Here is a 19,013-nt window from a genome sequence, read left to right on the forward strand (position 1 = left end):
GCGGGCGACGACCACCCGACGGGGCGGCCCGGGTCACGGACCCGGGCCGCCCCGTCGCCGTGCCGGGCCCCGGAGGCGGTGGGCCGGGGCTCCGGGGGCTCCGGGGGCGGTGGGCCGGGCTCGGAGGTGGTGGGCCGGTCGGGTGGTCAGGGCCCGGCGAGTTCCGCGTGCATCGCGGCGCGCAGTTCCAGGGTGGACACCAGGCGCTGGAACGCCTCCGACCAGTACCCGGCGGCGCCGGGGGAGGCGTCCTCCGCTTCGGTGGGAAGGGCGGTCAGCGCGGCGAGCTGGGGAGCGACGGACGGGGACAGACAGCGCTCGGCCAGGCCCATCACCCCGCTGAAGCTCCAGGGATAGCTGCCCGCGTCGCGGGCGATGTCCAGCGCGTCGACCACCGCCCCGCCCAGCGGCTCCGCCCACGGCACCGCGCACACGCCGAGAAGCTGGAACGCCTCCGACAGCCCGTGGGCCGCTATGAACGACGCCACCCACACCGCCCGCTCCTCCGCCGGAAGCGTGGACAGCAACTGCGCCCGCTCCGCGAGCGAGGACGTGCCGGGGCCGGCGGCCTGCGGAGCCGCCGGAGAGCCGAGCAGGGCCCGGGACCAGTCCGCGTTCCGCTGGCGGACGGCCGCCCGGCACCAGGCCGCGTGCAGCTCGCCCCGCCAGTCGTCCGCGACCGGCAGGGCGACGATCTCCTCCGGACCGCGCCCCCCGAACCGCGCCGGCCAGGAGTCCAGCGGCGCCGCCTCCACGAGCTGGCCCAGCCACCAGGAACGCTCGCCGCGCCCGCTGGGCGGAGTGGGCGCCACACCGTCGTGCCGCATCCCCGCGTCGCACTCGTGCGGCGCCTCGACGACGATCCGCTCCGCCCCCTTCGTACGGTCGAGGGAGACGCACGACGCGGCCCGCTCCGCCATCCGGGCGGCGAGCGCCGAGGCCGGCAGCGCGGAGAGCAGCTCGGCGGCCGTCGCCCGCACGTTGCGGCTGCGGTCGGACAGCGCCGCCTCCAGGAACTCCTCGTCCGCCGGGCCGAGCCCGGCCCGCAACGAGTCCAGGAACATCAGCCGGTCCTCCGCGCGCTCCGTGCCCCAGGTGGAGGCGAGCAGCTCCCGGCCGCGGTCCGGGTCATCGGCCCGTACGGCCGAGAGCAGCGCGACCCGCTCCGCGAACAGGCCCTCCTCCCACAGGGCCAGGACCGCGTCCCGGTCCCCGGGATCGGGCAGCGCGCCGCCCGCGCCCGCCCCGCGCAGCGCGAACTTCCACTCCGGGTTGAGCCGGGCCAGCCACAGGCCCCGCGGCCCGGCGAAGGCGAGCGCCTGCGGGCGCAGGTCCGTCCTGGCCCGGGCCGCGTCGAGCAGCGCGGGCAGCGCGGCCGCCGGCGCGCGGTAACCGTGCTCGTTGGCGGCGGCCAGCCACTGGGGCAGCAGCTCCGTCAGATCCGGTGCCGCCCCGCGCCGCCCCCCGGACGGCGCGGGCGCGGCCCGGCCCGCGAGGAGCTGCGCCAGCCGGCACCCGGCCGCCTCGGGCAGCGGCCTGCGGTCGTCCTCCGGCGCGGCCTCCAGCGGGGCCGCCGCAGGACCGGGCCGCAGCCCCGCCCTGCGCCGTACGGTCTGCACGGCGGCCGCGTCGAGCAGCGCGACGGCCGCCGCGTCCCCGGCCCTCCCGGCGGGCGGCTTCCGGTCGGTGCCCAGCAGCGCCGACGTGACGAGCTCTTCCCAGGCGTCCATGGACTCCTCCAGACGTGTGTGTCGAACGGGTCGGCGACGGTCAGACCAGCGGCACCGTCTCGCCGGGCGAGTCCGGCGCCCAGGCGGCCAGCGGGGTGAACCCCTGGTGCCCCACCTCCCCGAACACCGTGAGCGGCGCCCCACCCGACAGGGCGACCAGCCGCCACAGCCCCGAACCCCCCTGCGCCCCCCGACTCAGCGGCACGGCCCCCCGCCCGAGCCCCCCAGAGGCCCCCGCGCCCCGGCCCCCGTGTCCCGGGCTGTGCTCGCGGCCCTCGGCCGAAGGGGCCGGGCCTGCGGGGCCCGTACCCGGAAGGCCGTCGTCGCCGGGGACGCGGCCCGGGTTGCCCGTGTGCGGGCGGGGTACGTCGGAGACGACCCCGGTCGGATGCCCGTCGGTCCGCGGCGCGCCGGCCCGGTGGGCCTCGCCGCTCTCGCCGCCCTCGGCCGAAGGGGCCGTACCGGCCGGGGGCGCCGGGCTCGCGGCCTTCGGTGCCGTCGGCGCGGGATCCGCGCCGGTCGTCGGCGCCGAGGTCTCCTCCCGGCCGCTCGCGTCCGCCAGTTGCCAGCCGTAGTCCGCGCGGGCCGGGGCGACGGCGGAGAGGGTGACCGGCCAGCTCTCCAGCCAGGGGTCCTCCTGGAGGGCCCGGCCGTAGGAGGCGAGGGCGTCGGCGAGGGAGGTGCCGGGGGGCGGGGTGGTGGAGGGGGAGAGGCCGAAGCGGTCGAGCAGCTCCGCGCGGAGTCCCCCGCCGCCCTCGTACGGGCGCAGCGCGGCGTCCAGCACGGCGCCGACCGGCAGCGCCAGTTGAGGAGCCCGGCCGGCCGCGCCGAAGGAGAGGAGCAGGGCCGTGCGGCCGCTGGTCCGGCCGTGCAGCCAGATGCGGCGGGTCGTCAGACGGCTGTCCCCGGTGTCGTACTGGGCGAGCACCAGCCACCGGTCGCGCAGCACGGGCCCCTCCGCCGGGGCCGGCAGGCCGACCCGGCTCCGTACCGTCGCCGCCAGCGGGCCGGGCAGCCGGTCGGCGGACAGCCAGGCGCGGTCGAGGAGATGGGTCAGCGCGCACTCCTCCAGGAGCCGGACCGGCCAGCCCGGCCCCGACCCCGGTATCGCCCCCAGCTCGCGCACCCGGCCCGCGAGACCGGGAGCCTGCGCGTCGACCATGCGGGCCGCCGTCTCCTCCCACAGGCCGTACCCCGCGGTCTCGGCCGAGGCGAGCCCGCCGCGCAGCAGATCGGCGAGCCGCCGCTCCAACTCCTCGGCGCCCGAGGTGATCCGCGCCGCCCTCCGCTCGGCGCGGCGGCGCGCCGCCTCGGGGTCGGCCGGTCCGGTGTCCGCGCCGTCGCGCGCGCCCTCGGCCCGCGCGCGCCGCCCCGCGAGCCACGTCTCCGCCCAGTCCGGCGCCCCGTCCCCGGCCTCCGGCACCCCGCCGCCGGCCCACAGCAACAGCAGCCCCAGCGCGTGCTTGCACGGGAACTTGCGGCTCGGGCAGCCGCACGCGTACGCCGGACCCGTGGTGTCCACCACCGTCCGGTACGGCGACTTCCCGCTGCCCGCGCACAGCCCCCACACGGCCCCCCGGCCGTCGCACCCCGTCCCGGACCACGGCCCGGGCGCACCCAGCCTGCTTCCCGCCTTGCGCGACGCGTCGTCAGGAGCCAGAGCCAGCACCTGTTCCGCCGTCCAGCGCACCCCCTGCTCAGTCATGCGAACGACCGTACGGGCCGCCACTGACAACGCCTCCCACCTGCGGTTTCCCGCGGCCGGAGCCGATTGTCAGTGGCATGGTGCACCGTGGATCGCACAGCAGGTCGAACGATCTGGAGGGGGACCCATGACCCTGCCCGAAAACACCACGGCGACCACCGCGACCACGGCGGCGACCACCACGGCCGGCCCCGCCGAAGGCTCCCGCGCCACGGCCCTGCGGCCGCACGCCGAGGACGCCTTCGCCCACGAACTCGCCGCGCTCGCCGCCGCGGACGACCGGCCGCGCCCCACCCGCTGGCGCCTCTCGCCCTGGGCCGTCGCCACCTATCTGCTCGGCGGCACGCTGCCCGACGGCACGGTGATCACACCGAAGTACGTCGGCCCCCGCCGCATCGTCGAGGTCGCCGTCACCACGCTCGCCACCGACCGCGCCCTGCTCCTGCTCGGCGTGCCCGGCACCGCCAAGACGTGGGTCTCCGAGCACCTCGCCGCCGCCGTCAGCGGCGACTCCACCCTCCTCGTCCAGGGCACCGCCGGCACGCCCGAGGAGGCCATCCGCTACGGCTGGAACTACGCGCAGTTGCTCGCCCACGGCCCCAGCCGCGGCGCCCTCGTGCCCAGCCCCGTCATGCGGGCCATGGCGCAGGGCATGACCGCCCGCGTCGAGGAGCTCACCCGCATCCCCGCCGACGTGCAGGACACGCTCATCACGATCCTGTCCGAGAAGACCCTGCCGATCCCGGAGCTGGGCGAGGAGGTGCAGGCCGTCGGCGGCTTCAACCTCATCGCCACGGCCAACGACCGCGACCGCGGGGTCAACGAGCTCTCCAGCGCGCTGCGCCGCCGCTTCAACACCGTCGTCCTGCCGCTGCCCGCCACGCCGGAGGCCGAGGTGGACATCGTCGCGCGGCGCGTCGACCAGATCGGGCGCTCGCTCGACCTGCCGGCCGTGCCGGAGGGCGTGGACGAGATCCGCCGGGTCGTCACCGTCTTCCGCGAGCTGCGCGACGGCGTGACCACCGACGGCCGCACCAAGCTCAAGTCGCCCTCCGGGACGCTGTCGACGGCCGAGGCGATCTCCGTCGTCACCGGCGGTCTCGCCCTCGCCGCCCACTTCGGCGACGGCGTGCTGCGCTCCGCCGACGTCGCCGCCGGCCTGCTCGGCGCCGTGATCCGGGACCCGGCGGCCGACCGGGTGATCTGGCAGGAGTACCTGGAGACGGTGGTCCGTGAGAGAGACGGCTGGAAGGACTTCTACCGCGCCTGCCGCGAGGTGAGCGCATGACGCGGCCCACCGGCGGCCCGGTCACGCCGCGCACCCGCACCGCCGGCCTCGCCGCCCCCGGCACCCCCGGCACCCCCGGTCGCCCACCGTCCGCCGGTCCCGCACCCGCCGCCGGACCCCTCGTGCTCGGCGTGCGGCACCACGGGCCCGGCTCCGCCCGGGCGGTGGCCGCCGCCCTGGAGGCGGGCCGGCCCAAGGCCGTGCTCATCGAGGGACCGCCCGAAGCGGACGCGCTGGTGGCGCTCGCCGCCGACGAGGAGATGCGGCCCCCCGTCGCGCTGCTGGCGCACGCCGTGGACGACCCGGGGCGGGCCGCCTTCTGGCCCATGGCCGAGTTCTCGCCCGAGTGGGTCGCCCTCCGCTGGGCCCTCGCCCACGGCGCCGAGGTCCGCTTCGTCGACCTGCCCGCCGCCCACACCCTCGCCGCCACGGACCCCACCTGGGGCGACGAGGACGAGGTCGCCGGCCAGGGCCTGCGCGTCGACCCCATCGCCGAGCTCGCCGAAGCCGCCGGATACGACGACGCCGAGCGCTGGTGGGAGGACGTCGTCGAACTGCGCGGCGCCGCCGACCCCTTCGCCCCCTTCGAGGCCCTCGCCGACGCCATGGGCGCGCTGCGCGAGGCGTACGGGCACGGAGGCCACCCCCGCGACCTGGTCCGCGAGGCCCACATGCGGATCCGGCTGCGGGCCGCGCAGAAGGAGTTCGGTGACGACGTGGCCGTCGTCTGCGGCGCCTGGCACGTGCCCGCCCTGCGCCGCGCGAGCAGGGTCACCGCCGACCGCGCCCTCCTCAAGGGGCTGCCCAAGGTGAAGACCGAGCTGACCTGGGTGCCCTGGACCCACCGGCGCCTCGCCCGCCGCTCCGGCTACGGCGCGGGCATCGACGCCCCCGGCTGGTACGCGCACCTGTTCACCGCCCCCGACCGTCCCGTCGAGCGGTGGATGACCAAGGTCGCCGGGCTCCTCAGGGAGGAGGACCTGCCCATCTCCTCCGCCCATGTCATCGAGGCCGTGCGGCTCGCCGACACCCTCGCCGTGCTGCGCGGCCGGCCGCTGCCCGGCCTCGGCGAGACCACCGACGCCGTCACGGCCGTCATGGGCGACGGCTCCGACGTGCCCCTCGGCCTGGTCCGCGACCGCCTCGTCGTCGGCGACGTCCTCGGCACCGTCCCGCCCGGCGCCCCCGCCGTCCCCCTCCAGCGCGACCTCGAACGGCTCCAGCGCGCACTGCGCCTCAAGCCCGAGGCACATGAGCGCGAGCTCGAACTCGACCTGCGCAAGGACAACGACGCGGCCCGCAGCCGGCTGCTCCACCGGCTCCGGCTGCTCGGCATCGGATGGGGCACCCCCGTCGCGGGCCGCGGCTCCACCGGCACGTTCCGCGAGAGCTGGCGGCTGCGCTGGGAGCCGGAGCTCCATGTGCAGGTCGCCGAGGCGGGCGTCTGGGGCACCACCGTCGAGGCCGCGGCCACCGCCAAGGCCGCCTCGCAGGCCGCCGCCGCGGACGACCTGGCGACCGTCACCGCCCTCGCCGAGCAGTGCCTGCTCGCCGGCCTCGGCGACGCCCTGCCCGCCGTCCTGCACGCGCTCGCCGACCGCGCCGCCCTCGACGCGGACGTCGCCCACCTCGCCCAGGCCCTGCCCGCCCTCGCCCGCTCCCTCCGCTACGGCGACGTGCGCGCCACCGACACGACCGCCCTGGCCGAGGTCGCCGCCGGCCTCGCCGAACGCATCTGCGTCGGCCTGCCCCCCGCCTGCACGGGTCTCGACACCGACGCCGCCGCCGACATGCGCGACCGGATCGACGCCGTCCACACGGCGATCGCCCTCCTCCCGGACCGCCCCGCCCCCGCCGACGCCCCGGCCGGTCCCGGTGAGGGGCCGGCCGAGCGGTGGGGCGGGGTGCTGCGGCGGCTGGTGGAGCGGGAGCGGGTGCCGGGGGTGCTGCGGGGGCGGGCGGCGCGGTTGCTGCTGGACGAGGGGCGGCTCCCCGAAGGGGAGGCCGCGCGGCTGATGGGGCTCGCGCTGTCGCCCGGCACACCGCCCGCCGACGCCGCCGCCTGGATCGAGGGGTTCGTCGGCGGCGCCTCCGGAGGCGGCCTGCTCCTCGTCCACGACGAGCGGCTCCTCGGCCTGGTCGACGACTGGCTGGGCGCCGTACCGGCCGAGGCGTTCACCGACGTGCTGCCCCTGCTGCGGCGGACCTTCGCCGCGTACGAGCCCGGTGTGCGCCGCACCCTCGGCGAGCTCGTCGCCCGAGGGCCGGCCGCGGGCGGCTCCGCCGCGACCGCCGGCATACCGGGCTTCGCGGCGGACCTCGACGGGCCCCGCGCCGACGCCGTCCTGCCCCTCCTCCACCTCATCCTCGGCACGGAGGCAGCCGTATGACCCCCGCCCCGCACCCGACCACCACCACCGCCACCGACGACGACCGGCTGCGCCGCTGGCGGCTGGTGCTCGGCGGCGGTGACGCCGACGGCACCGGACGCGCCCTCACCGGCACCGACGCCGCCATGGACGGCGCCCTCGCCGCCCTCTACGACAAGGCGCCGCGCGGGCGCGAGCGCTCGGCCGGTCTCGGCGGCTCCGCGCCCTCCGTCGCCCGCTGGCTCGGCGACATCCGCAGGTACTTCCCCAGCAGCGTCGTCCAGGTCATGCAGCGCGACGCCATCGACCGCCTCGGGCTCTCCACCCTGCTCCTGGAGCCCGAGATGCTGGAGGCCGTCGAGGCGGACGTCCACCTCGTCGGCACCCTGCTGTCCCTCAACAAGGCCATGCCGGAGACCACCAAGGACACCGCGCGGGCCGTCGTCCGCAAGGTCGTCGAGGAGCTGGAGAAGCGGCTCGCCACCCGCACCCGCGCCACCCTCACCGGCGCCCTGGACCGCTCGGCCCGGATCAGCCGCCCCCGCCACCGGGACATCGACTGGGACCGCACGATCCGCGCCAACCTCGCGCACTACCTGCCGGAGCACCGCACGGTCGTCCCCCAGCGGCTCATCGGCTACGGCCGGGCCTCCCAGGCGGTCAAAAAGGAGGTCGTCCTCTGCATCGACCAGTCCGGCTCCATGGCCGCCTCCGTCGTCTACGCCTCCGTCTTCGGCGCCGTCCTCGCCTCCATGCGGGCGATCGCCACCCGGCTGGTCGTCTTCGACACCGCCGTCGTCGACCTCACCGACCAGCTCGACGACCCCGTCGACGTCCTCTTCGGCACCCAGCTCGGCGGCGGCACGGACATCAACCGCGCGCTCGCCTACTGCCAGTCGAGGATCACCCGCCCCGCCGACACCGTCGTCGTCCTCATCAGCGACCTCTACGAGGGCGGCATCCGCGACGAGATGCTCAAGCGGGTCGCGGCGATGAAGGCGTCCGGCGTGCAGTTCGTCGCCCTGCTGGCCCTGTCCGACGAGGGCGCCCCCGCCTACGACCGGGAGCACGCGGCCGCGCTCGCCGCCCTCGGCGCCCCGGCCTTCGCCTGCACGCCCGACCTCTTCCCCGAGGTGATGGCCGCCGCCCTCGAGAAGCGCCCGCTGCCGATACCCGCCGCCTGACGTGACGACCGGCTCGCGGGCGGGCCCACCTGCGGAATCCGTACGGGACCGGCCGCCCCGCCCGTACGGAATCCGTCGCCGGGGCGCCACCCGGACGGACGCCCCGCGTGTCACTGAGGCCCATATCACACTCCGGCCCCGTCGCCCCTCACCTCGCGGCCCCGCGCGCCGTGAGGAGCCGGGTGCCCGCGTGCGGCCTGCCGGGAGGCCGCCGGTCGGGGCCGTGCCCGGGCCTACGGAACGCCCCGCGACCCCTACGATCTGTGACCCGTATCACCGCTCCGTTGTGACCTGCGATTTAGGGACCCACGGCCCACGGGGATAACCTGCGAGACGGACATGCCGCGTCCACGGACACCGTGTACGCCTCCCTTGTGACAGCGCAGTCACGTTGCCCTTCGCGGCACGCCCACGCAGACAACGAACCGCGATCATCTAGAAAAGGGACGCGCGTGGACCTGTTCGAGTACCAGGCGAGGGACCTCTTCGCCAAGCACGGTGTACCGGTGCTGGCCGGTGAAGTCATCGACACGCCTGAGGCGGCGCGCGAGGCCACCGAGCGGCTTGGCGGCAAGTCGGTCGTCAAGGCGCAGGTGAAGGTCGGCGGCCGCGGCAAGGCCGGCGGCGTCAAGCTGGCCGCCACCCCGGACGAGGCCGTCGCCCGCGCGACGGACATCCTGGGCATGGACATCAAGGGCCACACGGTCCACAAGGTGATGATCGCGGAGACCGCTCCGGAGATCGTCGAGGAGTACTACGTCTCGTACCTCCTCGACCGCACCAACCGCACCTTCCTCGCCATGGCCTCCGTCGCCGGCGGCATGGACATCGAGGAGGTCGCCGCGACGACCCCCGAGAAGCTGGCGAAGGTGCCGGTCGACGCCAACAACGGCGTCGACATCGAGAAGGCCCGCGAGATCGTCGCCCAGGCGAAGTTCCCGGCCGACGTGGCCGAGAAGGTCGCCGAGATCCTCGTGACCCTGTGGAAGACCTTCGTCGCCGAGGACGCGCTCCTCGTCGAGGTCAACCCGCTGGCGAAGGTCGCCTCCGGCGAGGTCATCGCCCTCGACGGCAAGGTGTCCCTGGACGCCAACGCCGACTTCCGTCAGCCCGAGCACGAGGCGCTCGAGGACAAGGCCGCAGCCAACCCGCTCGAGGCTGCCGCCAAGGCCAAGGGCCTCAACTACGTCAAGCTCGACGGCGAGGTCGGCATCATCGGCAACGGCGCCGGCCTGGTCATGTCGACCCTGGACGTTGTCGCGTACGCCGGTGAGAACCACGGCGGCGTGAAGCCGGCCAACTTCCTCGACATCGGCGGCGGCGCCTCCGCCGAGGTCATGGCGAACGGCCTGGAGATCATCCTCGGCGACCCGGACGTCAAGTCCGTGTTCGTCAACGTCTTCGGCGGCATCACCGCCTGCGACGAGGTCGCCAACGGCATCGTGCAGGCTCTGGAGCTCCTCGCCTCCCGTGGCGACGAGGTCACCAAGCCGCTGGTCGTGCGCCTCGACGGCAACAACGCGGAGCTGGGTCGCAAGATCCTTTCGGACGCCAACCACCCGCTCGTGCAGCGTGTGGACACCATGGACGGCGCGGCCGACAAGGCCGCCGAGCTCGCGGCTGCGAAGTAAGGGACGAGGACAAACAGCCATGGCTATCTTCCTCAACAAGGACAGCAAGGTCATCGTCCAGGGCATGACCGGTGCCACGGGCATGAAGCACACCAAGCTCATGCTGGGTGACGGCACCAACATCGTCGGTGGCGTGAACCCGCGCAAGGCCGGCACCAAGGTCGACTTCGACGGCACCGAGGTCCCGGTCTTCGGCACCGTCGCCGAGGCGATGAAGGAGACCGGCGCCAACGTCTCGGTCCTCTTCGTCCCGCCGGCCTTCGCCAAGGCCGCCGTGGTCGAGGCGATCGACGCCGAGATCCCGCTCGCCGTCGTCATCACCGAGGGCATCGCCGTCCACGACTCCGCCGCGTTCTACGCGTACGCCGTGGAGAAGGGCAACAAGACCCGCCTCATCGGCCCGAACTGCCCCGGTCTCATCACCCCGGGCCAGTCCAACGCCGGCATCATCCCGGGCGACATCACGAAGCCGGGCCGCATCGGCCTGGTCTCGAAGTCCGGCACGCTGACGTACCAGATGATGTACGAGCTCCGTGACATCGGCTTCTCCTCCGCCGTCGGCATCGGTGGCGACCCGGTCATCGGCACCACGCACATCGACTGCCTGGCGGCCTTCGAGGCCGACCCGGACACCGAGCTGATCGTCATGATCGGCGAGATCGGCGGCGACGCCGAGGAGCGTGCGGCCGACTTCATCAAGGCCAACGTCACCAAGCCGGTCGTCGGCTACGTCGCGGGCTTCACCGCGCCCGAGGGCAAGACCATGGGCCACGCCGGCGCCATCGTCTCCGGCTCCTCCGGCACCGCCCAGGCGAAGAAGGAGGCCCTGGAGGCCGCCGGTGTCAAGGTCGGCAAGACCCCGACCGAGACCGCCAAGCTGGCGCGCGCCATCCTCGCGGGCTGACGCGATCGGACCCGGGCTGAATCGCACAGCAGCCTGACAGGCCGCCACGGCTGTGACGGCCGTACGTGAGTGGGCCCCGCCCCCTCCCGGGAGACCGGGCGGGGGCGGGGCCCACGCGCATGCGCGCCTGCTGCCCGGGCTACTCGGGGCGCGGGACGAGCCGCTCCGGGCCCGGGTGCGGGGCGGAACGCAGCTTGTCGCGGAGTTCCCTGTCCTCCGGGCGCAGCTTCTGCGGCCCGCCGCGGACCGGGACGCCGTCGACGACCTGGCCCGGCGCGTTGACCGGGATGTAGCGGGTGGGCGCGGTCGCCGCGGTGAAGGCCGTGACGCCGATCAGGCCCGCCGTCACCCCCATCACCGCCCGGGTCAACAGCCGGGTCCGCCGCTCGCTGCCGGTCCGCACGCTGCGCGCCGGGGCGAGCGTCGCCGTCGGCGCCTCCGCGACCAGCGCGCTCAGCCGGCGCTGCAGTGCCTCGGGGTCCGCGAGCTCCGGCACCCGCTGCCCGATCACCGCCCGGGCGTGCAGCAGCCGGTTCCCGGCGGCCGGCGTGCTCGCCTCCGTCTCGGCGGCCGTCTCCGGCAGGTCCAGGCCGAGCCCGTCGTAGAGCAGGACGGTCCGGCGGTACGGGGGCGGCAACTCCAGCAGCGCCCCGAGCAGGGCGCGCCGGGACGCCTCGGTCGGCGGGGAGTCGGGGTGCCGGTGACGGCGCCGGAAGCGGTGCCAGGGGGAAAGCGCGTACTCGTACGCCACCGCGCGCACCCACCCCACCGGATCGCGGTCGACCGCGACCTCCGGCCAGTGCTGCCACGCGTGGTGGAAGGCGTGCTCCACGGCCTCCCGGGAGAGCCGGCGGCGCCCCGTGAGCAGATACGTCTGGTGGACGAGTCCGGGGGCGGCGTACGCGTACAGCCCGTCGAAGGCGGCCTCGGGGGTGAGCGCGGCCGGAGCGGCCTCGGCGCCCTCGCCGGCGTCGCCGGGGCCGTCGGTGCCGTCGAAGGGTCCGGCGGCGTGGCCGGCCACGGCGACGTCGGCCTCACCACGCTCGCTCGCCCGGCCCGCCCCGATGCCCTCGGCCGGGCCGAACGGCGCGTCGGTGAGCTGTCCGGATCGTCGCTCCGACCCTCGGCCCGCCCCGTCGTCCCGCGCCGGGCTCGTAGTGGTGTCCGCCGTCTCGGAGGCCGCCGCCGGCGGCGTCGGTTTGAGCCGTTCCTGTGGGGCGCGCGCGGCGTGGGCTTCCGCCTGCGCCGTGGGCGCCTCCGCGCCAGGCAACGCCGTCGCGCCGGGCGCCCCGCCGGGAGTCTTCGGGGGGCGGGCGGCGCCCTTCGCGGCCGGGCGGGGGCGGGTGGTGGCGGGGGCCGGGCGGGGGGTCGTCGGCTCCTCGTGGACGCCGAGCAGCCTGGCGTACGCCTCCCGCTTGCGCCCGCGCGGGGCACTGCGGCCGGTCTCCCAGGAGCGGACGGTGGCGCGGGTGACACCCAGGGTCTCCGCGACCTGCTCCTCGCTCAGGGAGAGCGCCTCACGCAGCCGGCGCCTCTCCTTGGGAGAGGGGAGCGAGACGGACGGACTCGTGGGACTCATCGGCGTCGACCTCCCGCGGCGCAACTCTGGGCGGAAAAGTACATAAACGTATCTTGAGCGACACAACGGTCATTCGCCTGTTACGAGGGCAAACCGCGTGTCGCTGGCACCATGAGCCCGTGACGTACGCGACCGAGCAGCGCCCGCCGCTGGTGTCCGAAGCCTCGGCCCGGGGCCACCGTTCCGCGGCCCTGGTCACCGCCTTCGTGCGCGGCGGGGTCGCGGCCGGCCTCGGGCTCGGCGCGCTCTCCGTCCTCGTGATCGCGGCCTGGATCGCCTCGCCCTTCCCCGACAGCGGCCCCGGCGGCGCCCTGCACATCGCGGCGGGCCTGTGGCTGCTGGCCCACGGCGCGGACCTGATCCGCACCGACACCGTCTCCGGGATCCCGGCCCCGCTCGGCGTCACCCCCCTGCTGCTCAGCGTCCTGCCGCTGTGGCTCGCGCACCGCGCGGTCCGCGACACGCTGGACCCGGACGACGGCGGGCCCGCGCCGTCGACGGGCGGCGCCGTCGCCGCCGTCGCGGGCGGATATCTGCTGGTCGCGGCCGTGGTCGTGGTCTACACGGAGGCCGGGACGCTGCCCGCGGACCTGCTCACGGCCGGCGCCCTGACGCCCGCCGCCGTCCTCGCCGCGGCGGGCGCGGGGGCCTGGACGGCCCGCGGCCGCCCGCTGCCGGGCCGCGAGCAGAGCACGGTGGCCCTGCGCGCCGCCGGACTCGCGCTGCTCGGCCTGCTCGGCGGCGGCGCGGTGCTCGTCGCCGCCTCGCTGCTCCGGCACGTCGGCGCGGCCCAGGCGTCCTTCCACGGCCTCGCGGGCGAGTGGTCCGGCCGGGCGGCCCTGGCCCTGCTGGTGCTCGCGCTGCTGCCGAACGCCGTCGTCTGGAGCGTCTCGTACGCGCTCGGTCCCGGCTTCACGCTCGGTACGGACGCCTTGGTCGCCCCGCTCGGCTTCACCGGCACCCCGGCCGTGCCGGACTTCCCGCTGCTCGCCGCACTGCCCGGCGAGGGGCCCGGCCGGTGGCTGCACTGGACGGTGGCCGCCGTCCCGGCGGTGGCGGCCCTGGTGCTCGGACGGCAGGTGGGCGGGGCGGCCCGTGCCTGGACCGGCCGGGAGACGGTGCTGGCCGCGCTCGGGGCGTCCTGGGCCTGCGGGGCGGCGATCGCGGTCCTCGCGGCGGCGGCCGGCGGTCCGCTGGGCTCCGGCCGGCTCGCGGCCTTCGGTCCGGTGTGGTGGCAGACGGGCGCGGCGGCCGCGCTGTGGAGCATGGCGCTCGGCGTGCCGACGGCCCTCGCGGTACGGGCCTGGGGGCGCCGCCGCCCGCGCCGGGCGGCCGATCGCGGGGCTGATCGTGCGGCCGCCGAGCGGGTGGCGGACCGGGCGTCCGCGGCGGCGGCGCCGCAGACCGGCGGCCCCGCCTCCCCGTCCGTACCGCCGGCCACCGCGGGCGCGCTCGCCGCCCTCGACGCCCTGGAGAAGCGGGACCCGCTGGGCCCCCTGGGCCCCCTGGACGCGCTGGACGCTCTGGACGACGAGGGGTCCGACGACTCCTACGGCTTCCTGCCCGCCGCATGGGAGCCGTCCGGTGGGTCGTCCGGCGGGCCGTCCGGGGAGCCGTCCACCGAACCGCCCGCGCCCCCCGTGCCCCCGGTACCTCAGGCGCCGCCCGTACCTCCCCCGCCCCCGCCTCCGGAAAGCTGAGCTACTCGCGCACCCCGAACGTGTCCTGGAGCGGCTTCGGCAGCAGGTCGTTGCAGGCCAACTGGCTCTGCTTGGTCAGGGCGTCGGCCCGGCACTCGTAGAAGTCCCGGTACACCAGGTGCATCGCGAAGCCGCTCGCCACGATGAGCAGCGCCACCGCGGACGCGACCAGACCGCTGATCGCCGCCGTCCGCTGGGAACGGGCCGCGCCCGCCGCCGTGGCCGTCTGCACCGGCGACTGCGGCCCCTCCGGGGCCTTCGCCTTGGCGCGCAGCCCGCTGATCGCCCAGTACAGGCCGAGCGCGCCGAGCAGCAGCGCCAGCTCCGGGATGTCGAAGATCGCGAAGAAGAACGCCCACATGCCGGAGAGCACCGCGTACCGCGCCCGCCGCTGTGCCGGGTCGGTCGGGTCCCAGCGGAGGCCCGGCCCCTGGCCGCCCTCCGGCCCGCCCTGACCGCCGCCCGAGGGCTGCTCGGGGCGCCGGCCGAAACCGTCGGAGGAACGACCGGGCTGGCTGCTGCTCCAGCCCGGGCCCCGGCCGGAACCCGAACCCGAACCCGAACCGTCTCCTCGGCCCTCTTCTGCCCCCTGTCCCTCCTGTCCCTCGTGCCCTTCCCGGCCGTCGGGACGCCGCGGCTGCCACGGCTGGTCCGGCTGCCCCTCCGGGGGCGGTGCGAACGGGTTGTTGTCGTTCGTGGACTGGCGATCCGGCATGTGCTGGACGTCTTCCCTCTGTCTGTCGTGCGCGGGTGTGGCGTGCTGTCGTGCGCGGTGTGGCGTGTCGTCGGACCCAGACGCTACCGCCCGGTCCCGCCCCCGTCCCGTGGGGGCCGTCCGGAGTGCCGGTATCGTTGCTGACGGTCGAGCCCTTCGTAGGGTTCCCCGTATCGAGGGACGCGATTCGTTCGTACGACCGCACAAACACCACGGAAAGAGTGACCTCAGTGGCTGCCGCCCGCCTCGTCGTCCTGGTCTCCGGCTCCGGCACGAACCTCCAGGCCCTGCTCGACGCGATCGCCGCCGACCCCCAGGGATACGGCGCGGAGATCGTCGCGGTCGGCGCCGACCGCGACGGCATCGCCGGCCTGGAGCGGGCCGAGCGGGCCGGGCTGCCCACCTTCGTGTGCCGCGTCAAGGACTACGCGACGCGCGAGCTGTGGGACCGCGCCCTGGCCGAGGCCACCGCCGCGTACGAGCCCGACCTCGTCGTCTCGGCCGGCTTCATGAAGATCGTCGGCAAGGAGTTCCTCGCCCGCTTCGGCGGCCGGGTCGTCAACACCCACCCGGCGCTGCTCCCCAGTTTTCCCGGTGCCCACGGCGTGCGCGACGCGCTCGCCTACGGGGCGAAGGTCACCGGATGCACCGTCCACTTCGTCGACGACGGAGTCGACACCGGCCCGATCATCGCCCAGGGCGTGGTCGAGGTGCGGGACGAGGACGATGAAGCCGCTCTCCACGAGCGCATCAAGGAAGTCGAGCGCTCGCTGCTCGTCGAGGTCGTGGGGCGCCTCGCCCGCAACGGCTACAGCATTGAGGGACGAAAGGTTCATGTCGGTGAACACGGACACCGTTAAGCCCATCCGCCGCGCGCTGGTCAGCGTCTACGACAAGACGGGGCTCGAGGAGCTGGCCCGCGGTCTGCACGAGGCCGGGGTCGAGCTCGTCTCCACCGGCTCCACCGCGTCGAAGATCGCCGCGGCCGGCGTTCCGGTCACCAAGGTCGAGGAGCTGACCGGCTTCCCCGAGTGCCTGGACGGCCGCGTCAAGACCCTCCACCCGCGCGTGCACGCCGGCATCCTCGCCGACCTGCGCCTCGACTCGCACCGCGCGCAGCTCGCCGAGCTGGGCGTCGAGCCCTTCGACCTGGTCGTCGTGAACCTCTACCCGTTCCGCGAGACCGTCGCCTCCGGCGCCACCCCCGACGAGTGCGTCGAGCAGATCGACATCGGCGGCCCGTCCATGGTGCGCGCCGCCGCCAAGAACCACCCGTCCGTGGCCATCGTCACCAGCCCCGAGCGGTACGCCGACGTCCTCGCCGCCGTCGAGGCCGGCGGCTTCGACCTGGCCACCCGCAAGCGGCTCGCCGCCGAGGCGTTCCAGCACACCGCCGCGTACGACGTGGCCGTGGCCGCCTGGTTCGCCGACGACTACGCCGCCGCCGACGACAGCGGCTTCCCCGACTTCCTCGGCGCCACCTACGCCCGGAACAACGTGCTGCGCTACGGCGAGAACCCGCACCAGGGCGCCGCGCTCTACGTCGACGGCACCGGCGGCCTCGCCGAGGCGGAGCAGCTCCACGGCAAGGAGATGTCGTACAACAACTACACGGACACCGACGCCGCGCGCCGGGCCGCGTACGACCACGACGAGCCGTGCGTCGCGATCATCAAGCACGCCAACCCGTGCGGCATCGCGATCGGCGCGGACGTCGCCGAGGCGCACCGCAAGGCGCACGCCTGCGACCCGCTGTCCGCGTTCGGCGGTGTCATCGCCGTGAACCGGCCGGTGTCGGTCGAGATGGCCGAGCAGGTCGCCGAGATCTTCACCGAGGTCATCGTCGCCCCCGGCTACGAGGACGGCGCGGTCGAGATTCTCGCCAAGAAGAAGAACATCCGCGTGCTGCGCGCCGAGGGCGCCCCGGCCGACCCGGTCGAGGTCAAGCCCATCGACGGCGGCGCCCTCCTCCAGGTCACCGACCGCCTCCAGGCCGACGGCGACGACCCGGCGAACTGGACCCTCGCGACCGGCGAGGCCCTCTCCGCCGAGGAGCTGGCCGAGCTGTCCTTCGCCTGGAAGGCGTGCCGCGCGGTCAAGTCCAACGCGATCCTGCTCGCCAAGGACGGCGCCTCCGTCGGCGTCGGCATGGGCCAGGTCAACCGCGTCGACTCGGCGAAGCTGGCGGTCGAGCGGGCGGGCGAGGAGCGGGCCCGCGGCTCGTACGCCGCCTCGGACGCGTTCTTCCCGTTCCCGGACGGCCTGGAGATCCTGACCGCGGCCGGCGTGAAGGCGGTCGTGCAGCCGGGAGGTTCGGTGCGGGACGAGCTGGTGGTGGAGGCCGCGAAGAAGGCCGGCGTGACGATGTACTTCACGGGCACGCGCCACTTCTTCCACTGAGCCGTGCTGACCGAGCCGTGTGCTGACCGGGCCATGTGCTGACCGAGTCGTGTGCTGAACGACGGAAGGGCCCGCCGGTACGAGACGCGTACCGGCGGGCCCTTCCGCCGTCGCGCTGCCGTCGATTCCGCCGGTCGGGTGGTCTCTGCTCTAATGGGTTGCTCTTTGTCGACGGCTGGTCCATGGGGGCACGGTGTTGGATGTGCACAACGGTTCCTCGGTGGAGCCCTCCGCTCCCGAGGCCGTTCCGCGGCCGCGCGGCGAGGACGCCCCCGCGCCCGTGTCCGTACCCCTCCTCCCGTACGCGCTGATCGCGGCCGTCCTCGGCGGGCTCTACTTCCTCTACTCCTGGGTCCAGTACGAGCGCTTCCGCTCGCCCTCCTGGGACCTCGGCATCTTCGAGCAGTCCGTCCGCGCCTACGCCGAGCTGCGCGCCCCCATCGTCGACATCAAGGGCCCCGGCTTCCTCATACTCGGGGACCACTTCAGTCCGGTGACGGCGCTGCTCGCGCCGTTCTACTGGGTGTGGTCCTCCCCGCTCGTCCTGCTCCTCGCCCAGGCCGCGCTGTTCGCCGCCTCCGCCGTCGTCGTCGGCCGCACCGCCCACCAGGTGCTCGGCAGCCGGGCGGCCGGGATCGGCCTCACCGTGGCGTACGGGCTCTCCTGGGGGCTCCAGGAGGCGGTCAAGTCCGACTTCCACGAGATCGCCTTCGCCGTCCCGCTGCTCGCCCTGACCTGCCGGGCCCTGCTCCTGGGCCGCTGGAACGCGGCCGTCGCCTGGTCCGTGCCGCTCGTCCTGGTCAAGGAGGACATGGGCCTGACCGTCGCCATGGTCGGCGCGGTCCTCGTCGTCAAGGGCCGGAAGCGGCTCGGCGCCGCCCTCGCCGGATTCGGCGCGGCGTTCTTCGCGCTGACGGTGCTCGTCCTCATCCCGGCCGCGAGCCGGGTCGGCCAGTACGACTACTGGGCCAAGATCGAGAAGACCGGTGACGGTGCCGAGGTGTCCTTCCTCGACTCCGTGCTGGGCGCGTTCGCGCACGGCGAGAAGTGGGAGATGCTCCTCTTCCTCGTCGGCATCACCGGCTTCCTGTGCCTGCGCTCCCCGCTGATGCTGCTCGTGCTGCCGACGCTCGGCTGGCGCTTCCTCTCCCACGACCCCAACCACTGGGGCATGCTCTGGCACTACAGCGCGATCCTGATGCCGGTGGTCTTCCTCGCCCTGGTCGACGCGGTCCGCGCCGTCCGCCGCTCGCCGCGCCCCTGGCTCGTCGCGTACGGGAAGGTCGTCGTCCCCGTCGTCACGGCGATCGCGATCGTGCACGCCCTGGACATGCCGCTGCGCGAGCTGCTGCGCTCCGAGACGTACACGACCGACGCCCGCACCCTGGACGCGCGGCGGGCGGTCGCCGCGGTGCCGGTGGGCTCCAGCGTGGAGACCAACGTCACGCTCATGGCCCACCTGACCGGGGACCGCACGGTCTACTGGGTCGGCGGCGCGCAGGGCGTCAGCCCCGACTACCTGGCCCTGGACCTCGCCTCCGGCTGGTCCCAGCCGGTCACCGACCCGGTGGGCCTGGCCGCGCAGCTCCACCCGGAGGCGCGGTACGAGGTGGCGGCGCAGGCGGGGCAGTTCGTGGTGCTCAAGCGGCGCTGACGGGTCGGCCGAGCGGTGACGGGTCGGTCGCGTCGGTCGCGTACGTACGCGGGCGGGCCCCCGGTTCTCCTCGAGCGAACAGATGGGCTGGGAGGGCGCCCTGGCCACGATCGTGGAGGCCCCGCGCTCCCAGGTCTTCGTGGCGCTCTACGAC

The 19,013-nt window shown here is 75.2% G+C and carries 12 protein-coding genes and 2 pseudogenes; 10 read left to right on the top strand and 4 right to left on the bottom strand.

Translation table 11 applies throughout. The features are described from left to right. Positions 1–146: 146 nt before the first annotated feature. Entirely contained in the window at positions 147–1,730 is a 1,584-nt protein-coding gene (locus tag ABZ135_RS02780) for a DUF5691 domain-containing protein (RefSeq protein ID WP_356691056.1), read from the bottom strand. A gap of 544 nt (positions 1,731–2,274) precedes the next feature. After that, a pseudogene (locus ABZ135_RS02785) lies at positions 2,275–3,435 on the bottom strand (SWIM zinc finger family protein); the annotation flags it as partial. 127 nt (positions 3,436–3,562) lie between these two features. On the opposite strand from ABZ135_RS02785, the gene ABZ135_RS02790 reads away from it, so the two are divergent. The 5 genes from ABZ135_RS02790 (at position 3,563) to sucD (ending at position 10,811) form a co-directional block, all read left to right on the top strand. Next, entirely contained in the window at positions 3,563–4,723 is a 1,161-nt protein-coding gene (locus ABZ135_RS02790) for an AAA family ATPase (protein WP_356691058.1), read from the top strand. Continuing rightward, positions 4,720–7,113: a DUF5682 family protein gene (locus ABZ135_RS02795; RefSeq protein ID WP_356691060.1), complete on the top strand. Its 2,394-nt coding sequence runs from the start codon at positions 4,720–4,722 to the stop codon at positions 7,111–7,113. The genes ABZ135_RS02790 and ABZ135_RS02795 overlap by 4 nt, the downstream gene beginning before the upstream one ends. Beyond that, positions 7,110–8,276, top strand: coding sequence for a VWA domain-containing protein (locus ABZ135_RS02800; RefSeq protein ID WP_356691062.1), 1,167 nt, complete (start codon positions 7,110–7,112; stop codon positions 8,274–8,276). The genes ABZ135_RS02795 and ABZ135_RS02800 overlap by 4 nt, the downstream gene beginning before the upstream one ends. Before the next feature lie 452 nt (positions 8,277–8,728). Continuing rightward, complete coding sequence (sucC, locus tag ABZ135_RS02805) at positions 8,729–9,907, top strand: ADP-forming succinate--CoA ligase subunit beta (RefSeq protein WP_356691064.1); 1,179 nt, start codon at positions 8,729–8,731, stop codon at positions 9,905–9,907. Positions 9,908–9,926: 19 nt separating this feature from the next. Next, entirely contained in the window at positions 9,927–10,811 is an 885-nt protein-coding gene (sucD, locus tag ABZ135_RS02810; RefSeq protein ID WP_356691066.1) for a succinate--CoA ligase subunit alpha, read from the top strand. A 139-nt stretch (positions 10,812–10,950) separates the two neighbouring features. Here sucD and ABZ135_RS02815 read toward each other — a convergent pair whose 3' ends face one another. Then, on the bottom strand, positions 10,951–12,390 hold the full coding sequence (locus ABZ135_RS02815) for a sigma factor-like helix-turn-helix DNA-binding protein (protein ID WP_356691068.1): 1,440 nt from the start codon (positions 12,388–12,390) through the stop codon (positions 10,951–10,953). A gap of 119 nt (positions 12,391–12,509) precedes the next feature. Between ABZ135_RS02815 and ABZ135_RS02820 the strand changes: the two genes are divergently transcribed. Next, positions 12,510–14,090 carry a DUF6350 family protein gene (locus ABZ135_RS02820; protein ID WP_356691070.1) on the top strand — a complete coding sequence of 527 codons (1,581 nt, stop codon included), beginning with the start codon at positions 12,510–12,512 and terminating at the stop codon, positions 14,088–14,090. Between the two features lies 1 nt (position 14,091). Here ABZ135_RS02820 and ABZ135_RS02825 read toward each other — a convergent pair whose 3' ends face one another. Further along, positions 14,092–14,805, bottom strand: a complete 714-nt coding sequence (locus ABZ135_RS02825; RefSeq protein ID WP_356691072.1) for a hypothetical protein — start codon at positions 14,803–14,805, stop codon at positions 14,092–14,094. 230 nt (positions 14,806–15,035) lie between these two features. Here ABZ135_RS02825 and purN point away from each other — a divergent pair, with 230 nt between their 5' ends. From purN to ABZ135_RS02845, 4 genes and pseudogenes are all read left to right on the top strand, one after another. Beyond that, complete coding sequence (purN, locus tag ABZ135_RS02830) at positions 15,036–15,665, top strand: phosphoribosylglycinamide formyltransferase (RefSeq protein WP_356691074.1); 630 nt, start codon at positions 15,036–15,038, stop codon at positions 15,663–15,665. Next, positions 15,640–17,205, top strand: a complete 1,566-nt coding sequence (gene purH / locus ABZ135_RS02835; protein WP_356691076.1) for a bifunctional phosphoribosylaminoimidazolecarboxamide formyltransferase/IMP cyclohydrolase — start codon at positions 15,640–15,642, stop codon at positions 17,203–17,205. Before purN ends, purH begins: the two co-directional genes overlap by 26 nt. Before the next feature lie 280 nt (positions 17,206–17,485). Further along, the gene (locus tag ABZ135_RS02840) at positions 17,486–18,859 is read left to right on the top strand and encodes a DUF2079 domain-containing protein (RefSeq protein WP_356691102.1); all 1,374 of its coding nucleotides are present in this window, start codon (positions 17,486–17,488) and stop codon (positions 18,857–18,859) included. Between the two features lie 76 nt (positions 18,860–18,935). After that, positions 18,936–19,013, top strand: a pseudogene (locus tag ABZ135_RS02845) (gamma-glutamylcyclotransferase); the annotation flags it as partial.

This window comes from Streptomyces sp. NPDC006339 (assembly GCF_040612775.1).
Lineage (GTDB): Bacteria > Actinomycetota > Actinomycetes > Streptomycetales > Streptomycetaceae > Streptomyces.

Bases quoted from the DNA above. Each gene is read 5' to 3' on its own strand.
- sucD (WP_356691066.1), top strand. From the start codon at position 9,927: ATGGCTATCTTCCTCAACAAGGACAGCAAGGTCATCGTCCAGGGCATG.
- ABZ135_RS02800 (WP_356691062.1), top strand. From the start codon at position 7,110: ATGACCCCCGCCCCGCACCCGACCACCACCACCGCCACCGACGACGAC.
- ABZ135_RS02795 (WP_356691060.1), top strand. From the start codon at position 4,720: ATGACGCGGCCCACCGGCGGCCCGGTCACGCCGCGCACCCGCACCGCC.
- purH (WP_356691076.1), top strand. From the start codon at position 15,640: ATGTCGGTGAACACGGACACCGTTAAGCCCATCCGCCGCGCGCTGGTC.
- ABZ135_RS02790 (WP_356691058.1), top strand. From the start codon at position 3,563: ATGACCCTGCCCGAAAACACCACGGCGACCACCGCGACCACGGCGGCG.
- ABZ135_RS02780 (WP_356691056.1), bottom strand. From the start codon at position 1,730: ATGGACGCCTGGGAAGAGCTCGTCACGTCGGCGCTGCTGGGCACCGAC.
- ABZ135_RS02815 (WP_356691068.1), bottom strand. From the start codon at position 12,390: ATGAGTCCCACGAGTCCGTCCGTCTCGCTCCCCTCTCCCAAGGAGAGG.
- ABZ135_RS02825 (WP_356691072.1), bottom strand. From the start codon at position 14,805: ATGCCGGATCGCCAGTCCACGAACGACAACAACCCGTTCGCACCGCCC.